Source organism: Frigoribacterium sp. CFBP 8766 (genome assembly GCF_014841435.1).
In the GTDB taxonomy this organism is placed as follows: Bacteria; Actinomycetota; Actinomycetes; order Actinomycetales; family Microbacteriaceae; genus Frigoribacterium.
In genome coordinates, this window is sequence record NZ_JACYTX010000002.1 from 1199197 (window position 1) to 1218901 (window position 19705).

20 protein-coding genes are annotated in these 19705 nt (G+C 74.4%); 16 read left to right on the forward strand and 4 right to left on the reverse strand.

Translation table 11 applies throughout. From position 1 onward, the window contains the following. The first annotated feature begins 90 nt into the window (after positions 1 to 90). The 13 genes from IFT90_RS11375 (at position 91) to IFT90_RS11435 (ending at position 11337) form a co-directional block, all read left to right on the forward strand. Positions 91 to 228, forward strand: a complete 138-nt coding sequence (locus IFT90_RS11375; protein ID WP_166644753.1) for a hypothetical protein — start codon at positions 91 to 93, stop codon at positions 226 to 228. Positions 229 to 373: 145 nt separating this feature from the next. Next, the gene (locus tag IFT90_RS11380; RefSeq protein ID WP_192042215.1) at positions 374 to 2503 is read left to right on the forward strand and encodes a carboxypeptidase-like regulatory domain-containing protein; all 2130 of its coding nucleotides are present in this window, start codon (positions 374 to 376) and stop codon (positions 2501 to 2503) included. Between the two features lie 243 nt (positions 2504 to 2746). Continuing rightward, positions 2747 to 3109 (forward strand): hypothetical protein, encoded by a 363-nt coding sequence (locus IFT90_RS11385; RefSeq protein WP_192042216.1) that lies wholly within the window; start codon positions 2747 to 2749, stop codon positions 3107 to 3109. Between the two features lie 211 nt (positions 3110 to 3320). Beyond that, positions 3321 to 4529, forward strand: a complete 1209-nt coding sequence (locus IFT90_RS11390; RefSeq protein WP_192042217.1) for an alcohol dehydrogenase catalytic domain-containing protein — start codon at positions 3321 to 3323, stop codon at positions 4527 to 4529. Between the two features lie 110 nt (positions 4530 to 4639). Then, positions 4640 to 5626, forward strand: coding sequence for an aldo/keto reductase (locus tag IFT90_RS11395; protein ID WP_192042218.1), 987 nt, complete (start codon positions 4640 to 4642; stop codon positions 5624 to 5626). 119 nt (positions 5627 to 5745) lie between these two features. After that, the gene (locus IFT90_RS11400; RefSeq protein ID WP_192042219.1) at positions 5746 to 6024 is read left to right on the forward strand and encodes an acylphosphatase; all 279 of its coding nucleotides are present in this window, start codon (positions 5746 to 5748) and stop codon (positions 6022 to 6024) included. Between the two features lie 255 nt (positions 6025 to 6279). Further along, the gene (locus IFT90_RS11405) at positions 6280 to 6804 is read left to right on the forward strand and encodes a methylated-DNA--[protein]-cysteine S-methyltransferase (protein WP_192042220.1); all 525 of its coding nucleotides are present in this window, start codon (positions 6280 to 6282) and stop codon (positions 6802 to 6804) included. Position 6805: 1 nt separating this feature from the next. Next, entirely contained in the window at positions 6806 to 7414 is a 609-nt protein-coding gene (locus IFT90_RS11410; RefSeq protein ID WP_192042221.1) for an RNA polymerase sigma factor, read from the forward strand. Beyond that, positions 7411 to 8073, forward strand: a complete 663-nt coding sequence (locus IFT90_RS11415; protein ID WP_371812286.1) for a methylated-DNA--[protein]-cysteine S-methyltransferase — start codon at positions 7411 to 7413, stop codon at positions 8071 to 8073. The genes IFT90_RS11410 and IFT90_RS11415 overlap by 4 nt, the downstream gene beginning before the upstream one ends. Continuing rightward, on the forward strand, positions 8070 to 8669 hold the full coding sequence (locus IFT90_RS11420) for a DNA-3-methyladenine glycosylase I (protein WP_371812287.1): 600 nt from the start codon (positions 8070 to 8072) through the stop codon (positions 8667 to 8669). Before IFT90_RS11415 ends, IFT90_RS11420 begins: the two co-directional genes overlap by 4 nt. Beyond that, the gene (locus tag IFT90_RS11425; RefSeq protein WP_371812288.1) at positions 8666 to 9580 is read left to right on the forward strand and encodes a DNA-3-methyladenine glycosylase 2; all 915 of its coding nucleotides are present in this window, start codon (positions 8666 to 8668) and stop codon (positions 9578 to 9580) included. Before IFT90_RS11420 ends, IFT90_RS11425 begins: the two co-directional genes overlap by 4 nt. Positions 9581 to 9638: 58 nt before the next feature. Next, positions 9639 to 10016, forward strand: a complete 378-nt coding sequence (locus IFT90_RS11430) for a hypothetical protein (protein ID WP_192042222.1) — start codon at positions 9639 to 9641, stop codon at positions 10014 to 10016. A gap of 40 nt (positions 10017 to 10056) precedes the next feature. Next, positions 10057 to 11337 (forward strand): M18 family aminopeptidase, encoded by a 1281-nt coding sequence (locus tag IFT90_RS11435; RefSeq protein ID WP_192042223.1) that lies wholly within the window; start codon positions 10057 to 10059, stop codon positions 11335 to 11337. A gap of 160 nt (positions 11338 to 11497) precedes the next feature. On the opposite strand, the gene IFT90_RS11440 is transcribed toward IFT90_RS11435, so the two are convergent. Further along, positions 11498 to 12163 carry an alpha/beta hydrolase gene (locus IFT90_RS11440; RefSeq protein WP_192042224.1) on the reverse strand — a complete coding sequence of 222 codons (666 nt, stop codon included), beginning with the start codon at positions 12161 to 12163 and terminating at the stop codon, positions 11498 to 11500. Positions 12164 to 12211: 48 nt separating this feature from the next. Here IFT90_RS11440 and IFT90_RS11445 point away from each other — a divergent pair, with 48 nt between their 5' ends. Continuing rightward, the gene (locus tag IFT90_RS11445; protein WP_192042225.1) at positions 12212 to 12820 is read left to right on the forward strand and encodes a DUF1990 family protein; all 609 of its coding nucleotides are present in this window, start codon (positions 12212 to 12214) and stop codon (positions 12818 to 12820) included. A gap of 94 nt (positions 12821 to 12914) precedes the next feature. Further along, complete coding sequence (locus IFT90_RS11450) at positions 12915 to 14048, forward strand: alpha/beta fold hydrolase (protein WP_192042226.1); 1134 nt, start codon at positions 12915 to 12917, stop codon at positions 14046 to 14048. Between the two features lie 26 nt (positions 14049 to 14074). On the opposite strand, the gene IFT90_RS11455 is transcribed toward IFT90_RS11450, so the two are convergent. The 3 genes from IFT90_RS11455 to IFT90_RS11465 all read right to left on the reverse strand — a co-directional run bounded on the left by IFT90_RS11455 (position 14075) and on the right by IFT90_RS11465 (position 18260). Beyond that, entirely contained in the window at positions 14075 to 15355 is a 1281-nt protein-coding gene (locus tag IFT90_RS11455; RefSeq protein ID WP_192042227.1) for an Nramp family divalent metal transporter, read from the reverse strand. Positions 15356 to 15671: 316 nt separating this feature from the next. Then, a complete protein-coding gene (locus IFT90_RS11460) occupies positions 15672 to 16388 on the reverse strand; it encodes a hypothetical protein (RefSeq protein ID WP_192042228.1) in 717 nt (238 codons plus the stop codon). A gap of 192 nt (positions 16389 to 16580) precedes the next feature. Further along, positions 16581 to 18260 carry a hypothetical protein gene (locus tag IFT90_RS11465; protein WP_192042229.1) on the reverse strand — a complete coding sequence of 560 codons (1680 nt, stop codon included), beginning with the start codon at positions 18258 to 18260 and terminating at the stop codon, positions 16581 to 16583. A 270-nt stretch (positions 18261 to 18530) separates the two neighbouring features. On the opposite strand from IFT90_RS11465, the gene IFT90_RS11470 reads away from it, so the two are divergent. Continuing rightward, positions 18531 to 19454: a CoA ester lyase gene (locus IFT90_RS11470; protein WP_192042230.1), complete on the forward strand. Its 924-nt coding sequence runs from the start codon at positions 18531 to 18533 to the stop codon at positions 19452 to 19454. The last annotated feature ends 251 nt before the right edge of the window (positions 19455 to 19705 follow it).

Below are 19705 nucleotides of genomic sequence, written 5' to 3' on the forward strand. Positions count from 1 at the left end.
CGTGAGAGTGCCCGGCGGGGACGGGGCGGGGACGATGTGCCCGTAGGCTCCGCGCACCGGACCAGCTCGGTCCGAGACGGAGGCACCACCATGGCAGAGAAATCAGCGAAGAAGACCACCGCGAAGGTCGCAGTCCGCAGCCTCAAGGAGAAGCGCGCGGACAAGAAGGCCAAGAGCGGCACCGCGTCGCACTCCGAGGACGCGGTCTCGAACGTCAAGAAGCGCTAGACCGCCGGTCGGGGGACGTCACGGCGACGTGATCCCCCTGACCGCAGGGGCCTCTCGTGCTCGCGATCCGGCCAGCGGGTGACAAGCGCCCCTTCGTGAAATAACCTCAGCCGGGGGCACCACGGCCCCCGTCCGGGAGGCCCGCATGCTCGACCGTTCCACCGCCCGTTCCGCCCAGCCCTCGCGGCTGCCGCGTCGAGCCTCGCTCCGCGGCCTCGCCGCCGCGACCACCACCGGCGTCGTCGCCCTGGCCCTCGCCCTCGGGGGCGCGACCGGCGCCTCCGCCGCCCAGGGCTCGTCCTGGGGCGAGTTCCAGGTCTCCGGCTCGGCACGCGCCTACACCGGGACGATGACGCTCGCGGGCGGGTTCCCCGCCACGACCTTCACCTCGACCTCACGACAGGCGACGGTCCCGAGCGGCTCGAGCACCTGGCAGGCGGCCTCGACGCCGCCCGGCGCCCAGTACGGCACGAGCAAGGGGCTGCCGTACCTGAACCAGCGGCCCTCGCAGGACTCGCCGACCGCGGCCGGCGCGGCCGTGACCACCTACACGTTCGAGTCGGCCACGCCGTCGTCCGGCTGGTCGTTCGTGCTCGGCGACATCGACGCCGACCAGGCGACGATCGCCGCCACCGGCGTCGGAGGCGCGCCCGTCACGGCTGCCCAGCTCGGCTTCCAGGGCACCTACAACTACTGCGCCGGCGCGGGCACGACGTCGTGCGACAGCGCCGGCACCGGCGACCAGCCACGCTGGGACTCCGCCACGAGCACGCTGATCGGCAACCCCGCCGGTGCCGACACCGAGGGCGCGGCCGGCTGGTTCAGCCCGAGCGTGCCGCTCGAGACGCTGACGATCACGTACCAGCAGCGGACCGGCTTCCCCGTCTACCAGACCTGGTTCGCGACCAAGACGTTCAGCGCGTCGGGGACGGCGACCGTGGGCACGGGCGAGACGGCGACGCCGTACGCGGGCGCCCGCGTCACCGTGACGAACGCCGCAGGTGACGTCGTCGGCACGACGGAGACGGGCCCGGACGGGACGTACTCGTTCGCCGCGCTGGTCGCCGCTCCCGGCTACTCGGTGTCGATCGCGGCACCGGACGGCTCCGCTCCCGCCGCGGCCCTGCCGTTCTCCCTCGCCACCGCCGACCAGGGCGGGCTGGACTTCGCCTTCCCGACCGTCGTGGCGCCTCCGGCGACGGCGTCCCTGACGGGCGTCGTGACGGTGGGAGGCGAGCCTGCACCCGACCGCGTGCTCCAGCTCTTCGCCGACGGCGACACGGACCCGCTCGGGACGACGACCACCGGTGCGGACGGCACGTTCGAGTTCTCCGGTCTCGACCCCGACGGCACCTACTCGGTGGTCGACGTCGAGTCCGGCACGGAGTTCGAGCTGACGGCCCCGGACGACCCGGACGCTCCGGTCGTCACGACGTACGCGATCCCCGCCGCCCCCGAGACGGTCGACGTCACCGGCACGGTCACGAACGCCGACGGCACGCCCGCGGCGAACGAGACGCTGGACTTCGTCCCGGTGCCCGACGAGGGCACCGCGCAGCCGACGGGCCCCGACGTGTCCGTCGTGACCGGTCCCGACGGCAGCTTCGCGGCCGGGGGGCTCACGCCGGGGGCCGACTACGTGGTCGTCGTCGGCGACGACGCCGAGCACCCGATCCCGTTCACGGCGCCCGAGCTGGGCGAGACGCCCGCGCCCTTCGCCCTAGTCGTGCCCACGGCCGCGGCCGTCGCCGTGGACGGCACGGTCGTCGACTCGGCCGGTGCGCTCGCCCCCGGCGTCGTGGTGAGCGTCCTCCCGGTCGGCAGCGACGTGCCCGTCGCGACCGACACCACCGACGCGGCCGGCCGCTTCGTGTTCGCCGACCTGACGCCCGGGACCACCTACCGCCTCGCGGTGACGGGTGCCGGAGACCCGACCGAGTTCGTCGCGTACGTCGACCGGACCCTGGGCACGTTCGCCCTGCTCGCCGCCGAGGTGCCCCCGGTCCAGCCGCCGGTCACCGACCCCGGTGCAGGCACGCCGAGCACGCCTCCCGCAGGCGGGGCAGGCACCGGCGGGAACGGCTCCGGCACGAGCACCGGCGCGGCCGGGGGTCGCGGGCCCCTCGCCTTCACGGGCAGCGACATCGACCAGCCGCTCCTGCTCGCGGGCGGGCTGCTCGCCGCAGGGCTGGGCCTCGTGGCCGGTGGGGCCGCGCTGCGGCGTCGTCGCACAGCGCTGGCCACGGTGGCGGAGGCACGCTCCTCGCGGGGCTGACCCGCACCTCCTCGGCTCGGACCTGGGAAGAACCTCCGAACAGAACGGTCTGCGCGCAGGTCCGGACGCCCCTGATGCGTCCGGACTTCCGCGTCGCCGTGCGGATCGGGACGACTCTGGACCACCGCTCACCGAACGAGTCGGATGTCAAGGGGCCTTTCGCCGGCCGCGGCGGGATCGGTAGCGTCCTGGACGCACGATCGGCGACGCCGCCCGGCGCCGCCTCGACCTGAGGAGGTCCCTGTGAAGAAGCGTCACTCCATCGGCACCACCGTCCTGGCCGTCGCCCTGTTCACCGGCGCCGGCACCGCAGCCCAGGCGCAGGCCGCCACGGCCGCTCCCGCCGACTACTGCGCGCCCTCCGTCGGCTGCGCCGTCGACCCGGTCACCGGCGACCGCATCTTCGTCAACACCCCGAACCTGACCCAGAAGGAGAAGACGCTCATGCTGGAGTGCAACCACGGCATGGGCGGCGCGCTGCTGACCGCGGCCGGAGGCGTCTTCAAGAAGAACTGGGGCAGCGTCCTCAAGGGCGCGGGCAAGGCGGCCGAGACGGCGACTGGTCCGTGCAAGGACCTGTGGGACTCGACGACCCGCCTGCGCTGACCGGCTCGGGAACGAGCACGAGACGCCCTCGACCTCCTCTGGGTCGAGGGCGTCGTCGCGTCTCGGCCTCGGCGCGTGCGCGCCAGCGAGCCACGTGTGTACCCCGGACGCGGAGGCGACTCGGCGGGTGCCGCCGGTCGCCCGGGCCTACCGTGCACGCCGTGCCCGGGGGACTCCCGTGGGCGCAGCCGCACCGATCGAGGAGGCACACATGAAGGCAGTCGTCTGGCACGGCATCGGGGACATCCGTCTCGACGAGGTCGAGAAGCCCACCATCCAGGACGCGAACGACGCGATCGTCCGCATCACCCGCAGCGCGATCTGCGGCACGGACCTCCACTTCGTGCGCGGCACGATGGCGCCGATGGAGGAAGGCACCGTCCTCGGGCACGAGGCCGTCGGCGTCGTGGAGCAGGTCGGCGACGCGGTGCGCGGCTTCAGCCCCGGCGACCGCGTCGTGATCAACAGCACCGTGTCGTGCGGCGCCTGCCGGTACTGCCGCGAGGGCCACACCGCGCAGTGCGACGTCGCGAACGCGAACGGACCGGACGCGGGCACCGCCTTCTTCGGCGGGCCGGCCTCGACCGGGCCGATCGACGGCCTCCAGGCCGAGTACGTGCGCGTCCCGTGGGCGCGCAACACGCTGCACCCGCTGCCCGACACGGTCAGCGACGAGCAGGCGATCCTGCTCAGCGACATCTACCCCACCGGCTGGTTCGGGGCGGAGCTCGCCGGCGTCCGTCGCGGCGACGTCGTCGCCGTGCTCGGGGCGGGCATCGTGGGGCAGTTCGCGATCGCGTCCGCGTTCCAGCAGGGCGCCTCCCGCGTCATCGCGATCGACGGCCTCGAGGACCGCCTCGCCCAGGCGCTGGCCCAGAACGCCGAGGTGGTCGACTTCAACCGCGAGGACCCGGTCCAGGCCGTGAAGGACCTCACGGGAGGCGTCGGCGTCGACGCCGTCATCGACGCCGTCGGGGTCGACGCGCAGCACCCCGTCTCGGGCCCTGCCGCTCCCTCCGACGAGGAGAAGAGCAGCTTCGAGCAGGAGGTCGCGCAGGTCGCGCCCGACGCCTCTCCGCAGGGCGACCTGTGGGTGCCCGGCAGCGCGCCGTCGCAGGCGGCGCGCTGGGCCGTCGAGATCGTCGCGAAGTACGGCCGGATCGGCATCATCGGCGTCTACTCGCCCACCGTCGAGTCGTACCCGATCGGGGCGGCCATGCTCAAGAACCTCACGATCCGGATGGGCAACTGCGACCACCACTCGGTCACTCCCCCGCTGATCGAGCGCGTCGCCGCCGGGCTGTTCGACCCGACCGCGCTCATCACCGAGCGCGAGCCCGTCGGCGACGCGATCGCCGCGTACGAGGCGTTCGACCGGCGCGAGCCGGGCTGGCTCAAGGTCGAGCTGACGACGGCGTAGGCCCCGGCCCCTCGGGGCGCGAGGCGGACGAGGAGGCGCGGTGCAGGGACGACCTGCACCGCGCCTCCTGCATCCGGTCGCCGCACAGCCCACGGGTGTTGCCTGACGCCATGAAGAACACCACACTCGGCAGCGTCGACGGCGGACTCGACGTGGGCCGCATCGGCCTCGGCCTCATGGGCATGTCCGCCTTCTACACCGGCAGCGGGACCGACGACGACGAGTCGGTGCGCGTGATCCACGCCGCTCTCGGCCACGGCGTCACCCTGCTCGACACGGCCGACATGTACGGCCCTCACACGAACGAGCAGCTGCTCGGCCGGGCGCTCAAGGGCCGTCGCGACGACGCCGTCGTCGCGACCAAGTTCGGCAACGTCACCGACCCGGAGGCGCGGGCCGAGCGCACGATCGACGGTCGCCCCGAGTACGTGCGCAAGTCGATCGACGGCTCGCTCAAGCGGCTCGGGATCGACCACGTCGACCTCTACTACCAGCACCGGGTCGACCCCCTGGTGCCGATCGAGGACACGGTCGGGGCCATGGGCGAGCTGGTCGAGGCCGGCAAGGTGCGGTTCCTCGGTCTCTCCGAGGCGTCGCCCGAGACGATCCGCCGCGCGCACGCCACCCACCCGATCACGGCGCTGCAGACGGAGTGGTCGCTGTGGAGCCGCGAGGCCGAGGCCGAGGTGCTGCCGACCGTGCGCGAGCTCGGCATCGGCTTCGTGCCGTACTCGCCGCTCGGCCGCGGGTTCCTCACGGGCACCCTGCGCTCGGTCGACGAGCTCGCCGACGACGACTTCCGCCGTTTCAACCCGCGGTTCGAGGGCGACAACCTGAAGGCCAACGTGCGGATCGTCGAGCAGGTCGACGAGGTCGCCCGCCAGGTCGGCGCGAAGCCCGGCCAGGTCGCGCTCGCCTGGCTGCTCGCCAAGGGCGAGGGCATCGTGCCGATCCCGGGCACGAAGCGCCGCACGTACCTCGACGAGAACGTCGCCGCCGACGCGATCGAGCTCACCGAGGAGCAGGTGCACCAGCTCGACGACGTCGCCGCGCCGAAGGGCGACCGCTACTCGGACATGTCGACCATCGACCGCTGAGCACGGCCCTCGAGGGCGGGTCTCCCGGCTCGGGGGCAGGTCGGTCGCGACCCGTCCTCGGCCCGGGAGGCCCGCCCTCGACGCGTCCGGGGACGGGGAGGCGCGGGTACGGTCGACCGATGGACGACGTGATAAGACGACGCGCCCTCGTGCACGGCACCGTGCAGGGCGTCGGGTACCGCTTCTCGACCGAGGGCGAGGCGGACCGCCTCGGCGTCGACGGCTTCGTGCGCAACCGCTCCGACGGCACCGTCGAGGTGGAGGTCGAGGGCACGCCGGAGGCCGTCGGCCAGCTGCTGGCCTGGCTCGAGGACGGACCGACCGGGGCCGACGTGTCGCGGGTCGACGTGGAGGAGCTCGCGCCGACCGGCGAGGGCGGCTTCGAGACGCGTCGCTGAGCTGCGCGGCCCGGACGAGAGGGACCCGGCCCGGGTGCTCGCACGCACCCGACAGCGTGGAGTCCCCGGACCGGGCCGGTGGCGCCCGCGAAGGGCGCGCCCTCAGTAGTACCAGGCCGCGCCGGGGCGTCTGCTGAGACTCGCGGCTCATGTTCTGATCCGTGCACCCTCCGCAGGTTCTCCCACCTGACCTCACACAGGAGGCGCGGCGTGCGTCTCCATGATGAGTACGATCAGCCGAGACAGGAGCCCCCGATGAGCACGATCTCCGTCGTCCACACGACGATCGACAGCCCCGTGGGCGAGTTGACGCTCGTCGGCGGCGAGGACGGCGTCACGGGCTTGTTCTTCTCCGACCACCGTCGTCTGCCCGACCCTGCCAGCTTCGGCGCCCGATCGTCGGTCGGCACCGGCCTGTCCGACTTCGTCGAGGTCGAGAGCCAGCTCGCGGCGTGGTTCGCCGGCGAGCGTCGCGCCTTCGACCTGCCCCTCGCGCCGGTCGGCACGGAGTTCCGGCAGCGCGTGTGGCGGCAGCTCGCGACCATCCCCTGGGGCGAGACCCGCACCTACGGGCAGCTCGCGGCCGCCCTCGGCGACGTCAGGCTCGCCCGAGCCGTCGGCACCGCCAACGGGGCCAACCCGCTGAGCATCCTCCTGCCGTGCCATCGAGTCGTCGGCTCCGCCGGTTCGCTCACCGGGTACGCCGGCGGGCTGGTCCGCAAGCGGTTCCTGCTCGACCACGAGGCACCGGCGTCGGCCGGCTCCGGTCGGCTCTTCTGAGATGCCGCCCTTCGATCGCGTCGTCGAGCTGCACGGCACCACCGTCCTCCGGGTCTGTCGTGCCCTGCTCGACCCGACCGACGCCGACGATGCCTGGTCCGAGACGTTCCTGGCCGCCCTGGTCGCCTGGCCGGACCTCCCGCCCGACGTCAACGTCGAGGCGTGGCTCGCGACCGTCGCCCGGCGCAAGGCCCTCGACGTCATCCGAGCCAGGGGCCGTCGGCCCCAGCCCGTCGAGCACCTGCCGGAGCCCGGGGCGGACGGCGAGTCGTCGGCGGCGGCCTTCGACGAGGTCCTCGCCCGCGACGACGCCCTGCTCCGCGCGGTCCGGTCCCTGCCCGAGGGGCAACGCGACGCGGTCGTGCTGCACCACCTCGCCGGGCTGAGCCACCTCGAGGTCGCCGAGCTGACCGGCCGCAGCCACGCAGCGTGCCGACGCTCGGCGGCCGACGGCGTCGCCGCCCTGCGCCGTGTGCTCGGCGAGCGCGACGAGAGAGGCTCCACCCCCGCCCTCCCGACCCGCCCGACCGGCCCGACGGCGGTCCACCCCGAAGCGCCCCGACCTGCAGCACCCCGACGCACGAGACCCCGAGAAGGAGCACGCCCGTGAACGACACCGCACCCGACGTCGACACGGCGGTGCAGCACCGCCTCGTCGAGGCGACCGACACCGAGCCTGGCCCCGGCCTCGACGCACACCTCGACCTCCTCCGCGGCCGACTCGCGGACCAGGCTGCGGTCGTCGGCACCGTCGACGTCTTCTGGCGTACCGTCCCCTCCCCTGTGGGGCTGCTGCTGCTCTGCTCCACGGACGTCGGTCTCGTGCGCGTGGCGTTCGAGGTCGAGGACCACGACGCCGTGCTCGACCGCGTCGCCGAGCAGGTCGGCTCCCGGGTGCTGCGTTCCGGCCGGCAGCTCGACGAGGTGGCGGTCGAGATCGACCAGTACTTCGCCGGGCGGCGCCGGGACTTCGACCTCGTGCTCGACCGCAGGCTGTCCCGGGGCTTCCAGCGGACCGTGCTCGAGCACCTGCCCGAGATCCCCTACGGCGAGACGGCGAGCTACGCCCGCGTCGCCACCGCGAGCGGCAGCCCGAGGGCCGTCCGAGCCGTCGGCACGGCCTGCGCGACGAACCCCCTGCCGGTCGTGGTGCCCTGCCACCGCGTGGTCCGCAGCGACGGCACCCCGGGTCGTTACCGCGGCGGCGAGGCCGCGAAGACGGTCCTGCTCGGGCTCGAGTCGCAGCTCTCGGCCGGAGCGCGCTCGTGAGCGGCGTGGTGGTCGGCGACGACGGCCTGGCCCGACCACCGTGGGCTGCCGTCGACCCGCTGATGCGCGAGTACTACGACACCGAGTGGGGCATGCCCGTCCGCGACGAGCGCGGGCTCTTCGAGCGACTGAGCCTCGAGGCCTTCCAGTCGGGGCTGGCGTGGGCCACCATCCTCCGCAAGCGCGAGGCGTTCCGCTCCGCGTTCCGCGACTTCGACCCCGACGTGGTGGCCGGCTTCGACGACGCCGACCGCGAGCGCCTGCTCGTCGACGAGGGCATCGTGCGGAACCGGCTCAAGATCGACGCGACGATCACGAACGCCCGCGCGACGGTGGCCCTCCGCGAGCGCGGCGGGCTCGTCGACCTCGTGTGGTCGCACCGGCCCGCCGAGACCCCTCGTCCCGTCGAGCTCGCCGACGTCCCCACGACCTCGCCCGAGTCGGTCGCGCTCTCGAAGTCGCTCAAGGCCGTCGGCTTCGCCTTCGTCGGCCCGACGACGATGCACGCGCTGATGGAGGCCACCGGGATCGTCGACACCCACCTGGTCGACAGCCACCGACGAGGGTCGTCGGGCGTGTGGGAGGCGGCACGGTGACCGACCTCGTCCTCCGCCCGCTCGAGCTGCGCCTCGAGACCGACGGCCCGTACGACGCCGCGCACGCGATCGGCCTCCTCGCGGCGCACAGCGTGCCGGGAGCGGAGCTGACCGACGTCACGGCCGGCACGCACTCCCGCCTCGTCGACGTGGCAGCGGCCGATGAGCCGTCGCGCGTGCTGCGGCTCGACCTGCGCCTCGAGCCGAGCGGCGTCGACGTCGTGGCCAACGCCTCCGAGGGGCTCGCTCCCTCGCCGGACGACCGCGACCGGGTCGAGCGTCTCGTCCGTCGGTGGCTCGACCTCGACGCCGACACCTCCGGGGTGCTCGACGCACTCGGCGACGACCCCGTGCTCGGCCCGCTCGTCCGCGAACGGCCCGGCATCCGCATCACCGGCAGCCCCGACGGCTGGGAGGCGGCGGTCACCACCGTGCTGGGCCAGCAGGTCTCGCTCGCCGCGGCCCGCACCTTCGCGGGACGGCTCGTCGCCGCGCTCGGCACCGACGTGGCCGGGACGGGACTCCGCAGGTTCCCCCGCGCCGACGTCGTCGCAGCCCTGCCGGTCGACGAGCTCCGGGCCGCCGTCGGGGTCACCGGCGCCCGGGGCCGGACGCTGCACGCCGTCGCCGAGGCCGTGGCCGGCGGTCTCGTGATCGCGCCCGACCGCGACGTCGCAGCCGTCCGTGCGTCGCTGCGGGCCCTGCCCGGCATCGGTCCGTGGACGGTCGACTACCTGTCGGTCCGGGCCCTGGGCGACCGGGACGCGTACCCGGCGGGCGACCTCGTGCTCAGGCGGGCGCTCGGCGGCGTGACCACGAAGCAGGCCGAGGTCGCGTCCGCGCCCTGGGCCCCGTGGCGCGCCTACGCCCTCTTCCACCTGTGGTCGCACGCCCTGCCGACCGTCCCCTGACCTGCCGCCCGCACGACGCCTACTGTCGGAGCGGCACCGCCCACGAGAGGACGACCCCATGAGCACCAGCCACGACCACGAGCCCCACGACGACGTGACCGAGAGCCACGCCACCGAGGGAAGCGCCCTCGACGAGCGCCTCGAGGAGGCCGCGCTCGCCTCCCACGACGACGCCGTCACGACCTCCGCCGGGCACCCGGCCGACGGGGCCACCGACACCCAGGGCCGCCCCGCCGGGAGCGGGGACGCGACTCCCGAGGGCGACGTCACCGAGCGCCTCGGCGGCCCGCTGTCGGGCGAGGACGGCTACGTCGCCGTGGACCCCGCGGGTGTCTCCGGGAACCGGACGGACGGGCTGACCGCCGACGACGAGGACGGCCGTGGCGAGAGCGGGGCCGAGCCCGGCGCCCAGGTCACGGGCAGCGGCGGGCGCTGACGACGCCGCCCCGTCGCCGGCATGGTGCAAGCTGGTGGGGATGACTTCCTCGCGCGCGCACCTCGACGACTTCGCCTCCTTCATCCAGGCGTCCCCCTCCTCCTTCCACGCCGCGGCCGAGGCCGCTCGTCGGCTCGACGCGGCCGGCTTCACGGCCCTGGACGAGACGGCCGAGTGGCCGACCGGCCCCGGACGGCGCTACGTCGTCCGTGACGGCGCCGTGATCGCGTGGGTCGAGCCGGGCGGCGCCTCGTCGACCACTCCGTTCCGGGTCGTGGGCGCGCACACCGACTCCCCCGGCTTCAAGCTCAAGCCGAAGCCCACGACGGGCACGCGGGGCTGGGTGCAGGCGGGCGTCGAGGTCTACGGCGGCCCGCTGTTCAACTCCTGGCTCGACCGCGACCTCGAGTTCGCCGGGCGGCTCGTGACCCGCTCGGGCGAGACCCCCCTCGTGCGGACCGGGCCGCTCCTCCGCATCCCCCAGCTCGCGGTGCACCTCGACCGGGGCGTCAACGCCGAGGGGCTCAAGCTCGACCCCCAGCGTCACCTCGCCCCGGTGGTCGGCGCCGGTCCGCTCGACCAGGCCGACGTGCTCGGCCACCTCGCGGGCCTCGCCGGCCTCTCGGGCTCGGACGTGGTCGGCTACGACGTGGTCGTCGCCGACACCGCCGCCCCCGCCGTGCTCGGCCTCTCGGGCGAGCTCTTCGCGGCCGGGCGGATGGACAACCTCTCGTCGACCCACGCGGGGCTGGCGGCCCTGATCGCGACGGCCGACGCCGAGCTCGACCACGTCGCCGTGTTCGCCGCGTTCGACCACGAGGAAGTCGGGTCGGCCACTCCCTCCGGGGCCGCCGGGCCGTTCCTCGAGGACGTCCTCGCCCGCGTCTCGGCGGGCCTCGGCGCCGACGCGACCGACCACCGGCGCGCGCTCGCGGCCTCGTGGTGCCTCAGCGCCGACGCCGGGCACGCCGTCCACCCGAACTACCCCGAGCGGCATGACCCCGCGAACCTGCCCGTCGTCAACGGCGGGCCGCTGCTCAAGATCAACGCGAACCAGCGCTACGCCACCGACGGTCTCGGCGCGGCCGAGTGGGTGCGGGCGTGCGAGCAGGCCGGCGTGCCGTTCCAGGAGTTCGTCTCGAGCAACAGCGTGCCGTGCGGCTCGACCATCGGGCCGATCACGGCGACCCGCCTCGGCATCCGCACGATCGACGTCGGCGTCCCCCTGCTCGGCATGCACTCGGCGCGCGAGCTCTGCGGCGTCGACGACCCGGCCTCCCTGTCGGCTGCCGCCGCCGCGTTCCTGGCCCCCGCCTCCTAGGGGCTCGTGCCCGCGGGGCGGGCGGGTCCGTCGTCAGCGGTCCGTCACGTGCGCCCGTGCAGGACGAACCCGCCTGCCCCGCCCACGCGGCCGCCTGCCCCGGCACCCGGCCGAGCGCGGCCGCCCGCACTGCCCACGCGGCCGGCGGCCGCCCTGCACCTCAGCCGAGCGCGACCTCGCCTCGCTGGCCGAGGGCCCAGGCGGTCATCGCCGGCCACGCACCGAAGCCGGAGTCGGGGGTGAGGTGCCCGCCGCCGCGCACCACGACTTGGCGGGCGTCGAGGCGGCCGCGCCACGTGTCGCCGAGGCCGAGCGGGAGCCACGGGTCGTCGTCGCCGGCCACGACGACCGAGTCGCCGATGCCCCCCGCGCCCAGGAGACGGCCGTCGAACAGCAGCGTGTCCCGCGACTCTGCCCCGGTGGCCTCACCACCGGCCTCACCGCTGGCCTCACCGCCGGCCGCGCCGCCGTCGACGAACGCGTGCACGGCGTCCTGCCCGGCGATGAGCTCGGGCGACGGCGGCGACACGAGCGCGACCCGGTCGGCCGCGAGCGGGCGGGCGCCGGCCTGGATCCGCAGCCAGAGCAGGGTCGAGAGGCTGTGGCAGACGACCGTCACCGGGCCGGGGCCGAGAGCGGCGTGCTCCGACCGGACCGCCCCCTCCCACTCTGCGAGGTCGGGCTCGTCCGGCGAGGGCAGCTGCGGGTAGCGCACGGCGAGTCCACGCCCCCGCAGCTCGTCGGCGAGGAGGTGCTGCCAGTGGTCGGCCGGGCGCCTGTTCTGCCAGCCGTGCAGCAACAGGAACCCGGGCGCGCTCGTCGTCATCCGCCGATCCTGCCCGAGCGGCGCCGGCGGACGTGCCAGGCTCGACCCATGTCGTCACAGAGCGTCCCGCCCGGGTTCGTCGACGCGTGGGCCTTCGAGGGCGAGCCCACGCTGTCGGGCCCCGTCCCGGAGGGCTTCCACGTGACGGCCGTCTCGCGACTCGTCGGCCACGGGGCGGACGACGCGCGGATCGCCGGGGACGCCGTCCTCGGCTGGCAGGTGCACCGGGGCTCCGGCTTCATGGCTCTGCAGGTGCCCGACCGGGTGCAGGTCGGCGCGGTCAGCTCGTGGGCGATCCCGTTCGGGCCGCTTCGACCGCGGGTCGCCTGCAAGGTCGTCCGGGTGCTCGACGACGAGCGCGTCGGCGAGACCGCGGAAGGACCCGCCGACGCACCAGGACCAGCGCGGCTCGGCGGCGCGCCGGTGCTCCCCCGCTCGACGGGGTTCCTCCACGCGGCCCTGGTCGGCCACCCGCAGCGCGGCTGGGAGAGCTACCTCGTCACGCACCACCCCGACGGCCGCGTCACCCTCGACATCCGCGTCGTCTGGCGGCCGGGAGCCTGGTGGATGCGCCTGGCCGGCCCGGCGTCCGGGCTCGCGCTGCGTCTCCTGCTGCGCCGCAACCTCCGCGCGCTCGACCCGGTCCTGCGCCGCTGAGCCCCCGCCCCCGCCGGGGTGCGAGACTGGTCGCCCACCGTCCCGCACCTCCTGCCCCGGCAGCACTGCGGGGCGGACACCGACGAGGAGGCGCATGGCCGTCACACGCACCGGCTCGCGCAGGCGAGGCCGCGACGAGTCCAGCACCCGCGTGCGCGTCAGCCGGGTCGAGCGCGGCGACCTCTGGGTGCGCGTGAGCACCATCGGCACGACCGGCGAGCGCCCGTTCGTGCTCGTCCCCGGCATCGGGGTCTCGTCCGACTACTTCGAGCGACTGGCCCCGAACCTGAACTCGTTCGGTCCCGTGCACGCCCTCGACCTGCCGGGCTTCGCGGGCGTGACGCATCCCCGCAAGGCTCTGACGATCCGCCAGTTCGCCGACCTCGTGGGCGCCGCCATCGACGACCTCGGGCTCAAGGAGCCCATCGTCGTCGGCCACTCGATGGGCACCCAGATCGTCACCGACCTCGCGGCCCGGCGCCCCGAGCTGTCGACGCTCGTGCTGATCGGCCCCGTCGTGAACCCCGCCGAGCGACGCGTGACCGTCGCGGCACGGCGCTTCCTGCAGGCCGCCTGGCACGAGCCCGGCCGGGTCAAGGTGCTCGCGCTGCGGGCCTACCTCGTCTGCGGCGTGCACTGGTTCTCACAGGTCCTGCCGAAGATGATGACCTACCCGATCGAGCAGCAGCTGCCGAAGGTACGCGCCCACACGCTCGTCATCCGTGGCGAGCACGACGCGGTCGCACCGCGCAGCTGGGTCGAGCAGGTCGGGCGGCTCGTGCCGTCGTCGCGGCTCTGGGAGATGCCCGGCGCGGCCCACTCCGTCATGCACGCCCATGCGGAGGAGGTGGCGCGGCTCTGCGTCGAGCACGCCGAGCAGCCCCCACGGCCAGGCGAGGGCGGCGAGCTGCAGCACTACGCGGACGCCGGCGACGGCACCGAGCGGGGCGAGTTCGACTTCACCCCGCAGGAGGCAGCGCAGGCGGTGCTGGCCACCGTCCGCGAAGGCGTCGCCATCGCCCGCGGCGACGACGCCGCCATCGGCGAGGCCAAGTCCGAGCACGCCGAGGCGATGCTCGCCGCCCACGACCGCGCCGAGCGACGCCGAGCCGACGAGCAGTCAGAGGAGGCGCAGTCGGACCAGGAGGCGCGGGCCGACGACGAGGACGCCGACGACGGCAGCCGCACTGGCCGCACCGAGCGGGACGGCCGGACGACCGCCTCCTAGGCTCGCTGCTCCCAGGCTCGCGGCCCCTAGCCCCCGCCCGTCGCCGTCAGGACGATCAGCGCGACGTTCAGCGCGATGACCACCGCGATCGCCGCCCACGCGGCGACGCGCGTGCCGGTCGCGTTCCGCCCCGTGCCCATCAGGCGCGCGTCGCTCGTCACCACGACGAGCGGGACGAGGGCGAACGCGATCCCGAAGCTCAGCACCACCTGGCTCAGCACCAGCAGCCAGGTCGGGCTGACGCCCGTCGCGAGCAGCACCAGGGCAGGAACGAGCGTGACGACGCGGCGCACGAACAGGGGCACCCGCACCTTCAGCAGCCCGTGCATGATCTCCGCGCCGGCCATGGAGCCGATCGAGGTCGAGGCGAGTCCCGACGCGAGCAGCCCCACCGCGAAGAGCACGCCCACGACCGGCCCGAGGGCGTCGCGGATGGCGTCGTGGGCGCCCGGGATGGTGTCGGTGCCGGTCCGGCCGGGCAGCGTCGAGGCGGCCAGCACGAGCATCGAGATGTTGACCCCGCCGGCGACGACGAGCGCCAGCACGACGTCCCACCGCGTGGCCCGCAGCACCCGACGACGGTCGTCGCCCTCGGTGACGGTGCCGTGGTGGTCACGGACGAGGGCGGAGTGCAGGTAGACGGCGTGCGGCATCACGGTCGCCCCCAGCATGGAGGCGGCCAGCAGCACCGACTGCGCCCCCTCGAAGCGCGGCACGAGCCCCTCGAGCATGCCGGGGCCCGACGGAGGCGAGAAGAACAGGCCGGCGCAGAACCCGACGGTGAGGATCGCCAGCATCCCGATGATGACCGACTGGAACACGTGGCCCCCGCGGTACTGCGTCAGCATCAGCAGCCCCAGCGACACGACGCCCGTGATCAGGCCGCCGACGACGAGGGGGACGCCGAAGAGCAGCTGCAGCGCCAGTGCACCGCCGATGATCTCGGCGACGTCGGTGGCCGCCGCGACGACCTCGGCCTGTCCCCAGTACGCCAGCCGGGCGGGGCGAGGGAGCCGGCGGCCCATCACCTCGGGCAGCGACTGCCCCGTGACCACGCCGAGCTTGGCCGACAGGTACTGGACGAGCACCGCGATCGCGTTCGCGGCGACGAGCACCCACAGCAGGAGGTACTGGAACTGCGCGCCGGCGGTCAGGTTCGCCGCGACGTTGCCCGGGTCGACGTACGCGATCGCGGCGACGAACGCCGGGCCGAGCAGGGTGCCGCGCGGCCTGGGGTGCGGGCGCCGTGCCGGTCGACGGTCGGACGCCTCCTGCACGGCGGGGCCGGGGGGTCGTGTCGTCGCCATGCCTCGACCTTACACAGGTTTCGGGGACCCGAACTTTCACTTGCTGCACCGCGAAAGACACCTGCCCGCCCCCGCGCGTCTCGTCTCCCTCATTCAGGAAGATCGGTCCTGATCCGCGCAACGGCGGTGCCATGATTCCTGATCCGTGCACGATCCAGGAAGGTCGATCGACGATCTCCTGAACGCCGCGAGCCGCAGCGCGCCGAAGGGGCGCGAAGGAGGTGCGCGCCGGGGAACGCCGGAGCCCCGTCCCGCAGATGCGAGACGGGGCTCCTGGGGCGACGCTGACGAGCGCCGACGCGCTGCACCCGGCGGGCTACTGGGTGGCGACGGTGATCTTCGCGACGCCGACGAGCATCTGGTCCTGGACCGCGTCGGTGTCGAACGTGGCGTTCAGCAGGGCGGCGGCGTCGGGGCTGACGTGCACGGTCGTGCCCTCGAGCACGGCGTTCGTCCCCTCGGTCTTCAGGGGCTCGAGCGTGCCGCCCCAGAGGGTGAAGAGGTAGGCGTCCTGCGCCGCGATCGTCCCGTTCGCGGTGACGGTGCCGTAGAGCTTGCTCTTGCCCGGGTCGATGCGGAAGTCGCTCAGCTCGACGACCGTGCCGTCGGCGGCGGTCAGCGACAGGCCCGAGTCGTCGTGGTCGATGTTGCCCTGCACGTAGGGACGCACGTCGCCCTCGGGGTCGTAGTAGGTCACGTTGCCGCCCGTGATGGGGAACGAGAACGTGCCGTCGGTGAACGTCGCGTCGCCGACGACCCCGGGGGTGAGGCCGAGGGTGCCGAGCGCGTCGACGAAGGAGGCGTCGACGGCGACCTGGGTGTCCACGCCGCCCGTGAGCGCGGGGATCGTCGCCAGGGGCTCCTCCGTCGACTCCTCGGCGGGCTCGGTCGCGTTGACGGGGTGCGTCGGCGCGGTGTTGTTGCTCTCCGAGTCGGAGGTGGACGAGCAGGCCGCGAGGCCGAGCACGAGGGTGCCCGCGGCGACGACGGCGAGGGTGCTGCGGACGAGGGAGGAACGGTCGAGGAGGTGCATGAGGGTCCTTTGCGTGTCGCTGCCCGTGTCGTCGCTGCTGCGCGGCGTCGCGGGCCGGTGTCGGTGGTTCGGTGCGTCGGTGGTTCGGTGCGTCGGTGCGTCGGTGGTTCGGCCCGGGGGCCCTGTCGGATTGCCGGACCCGCTCACGGCGGGGCCCCGACGGCGACCTGCCGCCGTCGGGGCCCGAGGGGATCAGACCTGGTGGTCGGGCACGAAGCGGTCGACCTTGCGGTGCCAGCGCTGTCCGAGGAGGCCGCCGAGGACGGCCCCGGCGAAGCTCAGCACCACGAGGAGGCCCAGGAACACGAAGGACTCGACCGAGGTCGACGACATGTCGTCCAGGGAGGGGATCATCGGGTTCGGCGCGGACTGGTCGCCGGCCTGGACGCCGACGACGGCGCCGACCACCCCGACGACGATCGTGATCACGAGTCCCCACAGCCAGGTGGCCAGGCCCTGCTTGAAGCCGGAGAACCGGGCGACCCGCGAGGCCGTGAACCCGCCGACGAAGTACCCGGCGAAGACGATCACCAGGACGACGATCCCGGTCGTGATCGAGAGGACCTCGGCGTTCTCGCCCAGGTAGCCGCGGAAGCCCCCCGAGCTCGAGCCGGACGACGCGGCGACGACGGCGGAGGCGATCGCGGCGAAGACGACGAACACGGAGACGCCGAAGCCCGTCGCGGCCAACCAGCCGAGGAGGCCGGCGCCGAAGCGGATGCCGGAGAACTCCTGCTTCTGCTCCGTGAGCAGCTCACGGCGCAGGGCGACGGGGTCCGCGGTCTCGGCCACGAGCGGGTACGCCTGCGACCCGGTGGCCGGACCGGCGCCTCCCGGACGACCGGCCACACGGCCGTCGTCCGTGCGCCAGGAGGAGGTGGGGGCGTCGTCGCCGCGGCCGGGTGCCGCCACCGGGGCGACCACGGTCGGCGAGTCGTCGCGTCGGTCGCCGTCGTTCTCGGCGTCGCCGTCGACCCGCGAGCCGTCGTCGCCGGGGGCACGGTGGGCCTCGGCGGCGCGGAGGGCGTCGTCGTCGTGCAGGGGACGGCCGGAGTCGTCCTGGGGCGAGGCGGACCAGGCGCGCGACGCCGGGGGCGTCGGGGCGACGACGGGCGGGACGACCCGGGCCTCGTCGTCACGACGGTCGGCGTCGTCCGCCCGGTGGGCGTCGTCCGCACGGTCGGGGTCGTTCGCGCGGTCGGCGTCCCTCTGACGGTCGACGTCGTCACGACGGTCGGCGCGGTCGTCGTCTCGCAGGTCGGCGTCGTCGCGGGGCGCGGGCTCGACGCGGTCGTGGAGGACCTCGGTGTCGGCGTGGTCGGACGACGCACGCTCGTCGGAGCCCGGCAGGCGCTCGTCGCCGGTCGAGGACTCAGGCGTCGTCGTCGCGGCCGGTGCGGCGGACGCGCCGGTGCCGCCACGCACGTCGTCGTCGCCTGAACGGTCGACGTCGGCGGAGCCCGTGTCGCTCGTCCGGTCGGCGGGGGCGTCGCCGAACGCGACGGCGGGCGGCGCGGCCGGGCCCGTCGACGAGTCAGGAGACGTGGTCGACGTGTCGTCGACACGACGGTCGGCGGCGTCGTAGCGGTCGCCTGCACCTGAGTCCTCGACGCGGTCCTCGGGTGCGACGGCGGGCTCGGCGGGCCCGTCGGACGGTGCGCCGAAGTCGACGGCGGGCCGGTCGGCGGCAGGGGCGACGAAGTCGACCGCGGGGCCGTCGGCGGCACGGCGATCGCCGGCGTCGGCGTCCGGGTCGTGGTCGTCGCGGGTCAGCGGTGCGTCGTCGAGCGGGTCGCGGGCGGGCTCGCGCGGGGCGCGGTCGCGGGCGTCGCCCTCGTCGGCGCGGTCTCTCGGGGTGTTCGCGTCGGTCATGGCAGCTCCTCGTGATCGTGGCCTCACGACGCCCCGGGGGCACGTCGCCGGTGCTCCGTGACCCCGGGTGTCGCCTGTGGTCTTCCTGAACGGTACGCCCGACAGCCGCGTCAGGGCTGGACCCCTCGCCTGCCGAGCGGAGACCCGTGGCCGCGCGTCGCTGCGCGCCGTCGCCCGCGGGCTCCGGGCGGCCCGGTAGCGTGGTGGGGCACGCCGCCCGCGACGAGCGGACCCGGCGAGACGCGACGACGAGACAGACGAGGACGTCCCATGACCGACACAGCCACCACCGCCGGCGCCCCCGACGCCGCCCCGTCCGGCTCCGCCGCCACGGGGTCGACCACGACGGGCTCGACCGCGACCGGCCGCTCGAAGCCGCCGGCCGACATCGCCCGCTCGTGGCTGCTCGTGCCCGGCACGGCCCCCGAGCGCTTCGACCAGGCCGCGCGCTCCCGCGCCGACCAGATCGTGCTCGACATCGAGGACGCCGTCGACCCGGCCCGCAAGCCCGCCGCCCGCGACGACGTGGTCGCCTGGCTCACGGCCGGCGGAAGCGCCTGGGTCAGGATCAACGACCGCTCGACCGACTTCTGGTCGGACGACGTCGACGCCCTCCTCGGCCTGCCGGGCCTCCAGGGCGTCATGCTCGCCAAGACCGAGGCGCCCGAGCACGTCACCGAGACGTTCGACCGACTGGGAGGCGCAGTGCGGGTCCTCGCGCTGGTCGAGTCCGCGCTGGGCATCGAGGAGAGCCCCTCGATCGCCAAGGCGCGCGGCGCGTTCCGCCTGGCCTTCGGCAGCGGCGACTACCGCCGCGACACGGGCACCAGCGCCGACGACCTCGCCATGGCCTACCCCCGCTCCCGCCTGGTCGTCGCGAGCCGCATCGGAGGCCTGCCCGGCCCGATCGACGGCCCCACCGTCGGCAGCAGCCACCCCGTGCTCCGTGAGCAGGCGGGCGTCGCCGTCGCACTCGGCCTGACGGGCAAGCTCTGCCTCGACGTCGAGCAGCTGCCCGTCATCAACGAGGTCATCAGCCCCACGCCGTCCGACGTCGCCTGGGCCCAGGACTTCCTGGCCGACTTCGAGGGCCGCGGCCGCGTCATCCGCGACGGCAGCGACCTGCCGCGCCTCGGCCGCGCACAGAAGATCGAGAAGCTCGCCACGGCCTTCGGCGTCGCACCGGCCAGCTAGCCGGGACCGGCCGACTGGCCGAGAGCAGTGCCGAGGAGGCGCACCCCCACCGGGGTGCGCCTCCTTCTTCTTTGTCGACCCTTGACAAGCGATATTCGGCGACATATCTTTGACACATCGCGACCAGCACCGCGACACAGACTTGAGATCGAGAGGACGTTCCCCATGGGCAACGCACACCACCACATGAACCCCGACCACCCCGACCACTCCGACCGTCGCGACCAGCACGACCGCTTCGCCGGCGGCGG

Excerpts from the sequence above, each read along its gene's own strand:
- IFT90_RS11390 (WP_192042217.1), top strand. The coding sequence starts at position 3,321 with ATGAAGGCAGTCGTCTGGCACGGCATCGGGGACATCCGTCTCGACGAG.
- IFT90_RS11465 (WP_192042229.1), bottom strand. The coding sequence starts at position 18,260 with ATGACCGACGCGAACACCCCGAGAGACCGCGCCGACGAGGGCGACGCC.
- IFT90_RS11430 (WP_192042222.1), top strand. The coding sequence starts at position 9,639 with ATGAGCACCAGCCACGACCACGAGCCCCACGACGACGTGACCGAGAGC.
- IFT90_RS11460 (WP_192042228.1), bottom strand. The coding sequence starts at position 16,388 with ATGCACCTCCTCGACCGTTCCTCCCTCGTCCGCAGCACCCTCGCCGTC.
- IFT90_RS11380 (WP_192042215.1), top strand. The coding sequence starts at position 374 with ATGCTCGACCGTTCCACCGCCCGTTCCGCCCAGCCCTCGCGGCTGCCG.
- IFT90_RS11435 (WP_192042223.1), top strand. The coding sequence starts at position 10,057 with ATGACTTCCTCGCGCGCGCACCTCGACGACTTCGCCTCCTTCATCCAG.
- IFT90_RS11405 (WP_192042220.1), top strand. The coding sequence starts at position 6,280 with ATGAGCACGATCTCCGTCGTCCACACGACGATCGACAGCCCCGTGGGC.
- IFT90_RS11410 (WP_192042221.1), top strand. The coding sequence starts at position 6,806 with ATGCCGCCCTTCGATCGCGTCGTCGAGCTGCACGGCACCACCGTCCTC.
- IFT90_RS11450 (WP_192042226.1), top strand. The coding sequence starts at position 12,915 with ATGGCCGTCACACGCACCGGCTCGCGCAGGCGAGGCCGCGACGAGTCC.
- IFT90_RS11400 (WP_192042219.1), top strand. The coding sequence starts at position 5,746 with ATGGACGACGTGATAAGACGACGCGCCCTCGTGCACGGCACCGTGCAG.
- IFT90_RS11440 (WP_192042224.1), bottom strand. The coding sequence starts at position 12,163 with ATGACGACGAGCGCGCCCGGGTTCCTGTTGCTGCACGGCTGGCAGAAC.
- IFT90_RS11470 (WP_192042230.1), top strand. The coding sequence starts at position 18,531 with ATGACCGACACAGCCACCACCGCCGGCGCCCCCGACGCCGCCCCGTCC.
- IFT90_RS11395 (WP_192042218.1), top strand. The coding sequence starts at position 4,640 with ATGAAGAACACCACACTCGGCAGCGTCGACGGCGGACTCGACGTGGGC.
- IFT90_RS11375 (WP_166644753.1), top strand. The coding sequence starts at position 91 with ATGGCAGAGAAATCAGCGAAGAAGACCACCGCGAAGGTCGCAGTCCGC.
- IFT90_RS11455 (WP_192042227.1), bottom strand. The coding sequence starts at position 15,355 with ATGGCGACGACACGACCCCCCGGCCCCGCCGTGCAGGAGGCGTCCGAC.
- IFT90_RS11445 (WP_192042225.1), top strand. The coding sequence starts at position 12,212 with ATGTCGTCACAGAGCGTCCCGCCCGGGTTCGTCGACGCGTGGGCCTTC.